This window comes from Mesorhizobium sp. M7A.F.Ca.CA.001.10.2.1, assembly GCF_003998575.1.
In the GTDB taxonomy this organism is placed as follows: domain Bacteria; phylum Pseudomonadota; class Alphaproteobacteria; order Rhizobiales; family Rhizobiaceae; genus Mesorhizobium.
On record NZ_RZQY01000964.1, the window covers coordinates 1 to 1,600 of the forward strand.

Consider the following 1,600-nt stretch of genomic DNA (forward strand, 5'->3'; position numbering starts at 1 on the left):
TTTGATAGTCTCGATGCCGCGATCGAAGAGGGCAACGACATCGCCTACGGATTGTCGGCCGGCATCTTTACCAACGACCAAAAAGAGTTGCGTCACTTCCTCGACACCGCCGAAGCGGGGGTTCTCTATGCCAACCGTGCGAGCGGCGCAACGACGGGTGCATGGCCAGGCGCGCAGCCATTCTGCGGCTGGAAGGGCACCGGGGTCAGCGGCAAGGGCGGTCTCGGCTCCTGGTTCCTGCCACAGTACCTGCGCGAGCAGAGCCACACGATCATGACCAAGTGATCGAAAGAGGTCGCGCCCTTCGTCGCGGCCATCCAAGACTGTCTCCTTCATCGGTTTACAAGATTATGCGCCACTATCCAGATTCAATGCCGAAGTCCCGCGAGATGTTCGAACGGGCCCGCAAGGTCATGCCGGGAGGAAACACCCGGACAACGGTCTTCATCGACCCGTTTCCGATCTATGCCCAGCGCGGCGAGGGCTGCCGCGTCTGGGACGTCGATGGAAACGTCTACTACGACTGCATCAACAATTTCACGGCCATGATCCATGGCTACGGCCATCCCGCCGTCACGGCCGCGGTGGTGGACCAGATGCCCCGGGGATCGGCTTTCGGAGCGCCCACCGAGAGCGAACTTGATCTTGCTGAACTGTTGGTGGAGCGCCTCCCGTCAGTCGAGCAGGTTCGCTTCGCCAACTCCGGCACGGAAGGCGTCATGATGGCGATCAAGGCGGCTCGGGCGTTCACCGAGCGGTCGAAGATCGTCAAGATCGAAGGTGCCTACCATGGCTCCTACGACTTCGCGGAAGTCAGCCTGGACAGTTCGCCCGCCAACTGGGGCGACATGCCTGCCTCAACGGCATACGCGAAAGGCACGCCGAAGGGAGTTCTCGATGATGTCATCGCGGTGCCGTTCAACGATACGGAGGCGCTGCGTGCCGTCTTCGACGCGCATGGCGACACGATAGCGGGTGTTCTGATCGACCCGATGCCGAACCGCGCCGGACTTATTCCCGCGCGAAAGGATTATCTCGACGCGATGGTCGAGATCGCTCATGCCGCCGGCTCGCTGGTGATCTTCGACGAGGTGATCTCGCTCCGCCTTGGCTATTCGGGGGCGCAGGGCCTGTGGAGCATCACGCCCGATCTGACGGCTCTCGGCAAGATCATCGGCGGAGGATTCCCGGTCGGCGCCGTCGGCGGCCGCGCCGACGTGATGGCGGTGTTCGATCCAACACAAGGCAAGCCCGCATTGCCGCATGGCGGCACCTTCACCGCGAACCCGGTGACGATGCGAGCCGGTCTGGCGGCGATGCGCGCGTTGACCCCGGCTAGCTTCGCGCATCTGGACGCTATCGGCAGCCTGCTTCGCGAGGGCATCACGGCCTCGCTTGCTCGCCATGGCCTCAACGGGCAGTGCGTCGGTCTCGGCTCGCTCTTCAAAGTTCATTTCACGGCGTTGCCGATCACGGACTACCGGTCAGTCTATCCGGGTGCGTCCGTACGCATGAAACTCGACCTGTTCCACAAGGGTCTGCTCGACCGCGGCGTGCTTTCGGCGAGTTACGGACTCTTCGCGCTTTCCACCTCCATGAC

The 1,600-nt window shown here is 62.8% G+C and carries 2 protein-coding genes; both read left to right on the forward strand.

What is annotated here, in order from left to right; all coding sequences use genetic code 11:
- Positions 1 to 285 (forward strand): aldehyde dehydrogenase family protein (locus EN964_RS33985; RefSeq protein WP_127277400.1); only part of this gene is annotated, 285 nt, incomplete at its 5' end.
- Between the two features lie 86 nt (positions 286 to 371).
- Positions 372 to 1,600: aspartate aminotransferase family protein (locus EN964_RS33990; protein ID WP_245490727.1), on the forward strand; the 1,229-nt coding region annotated here is incomplete at its 3' end.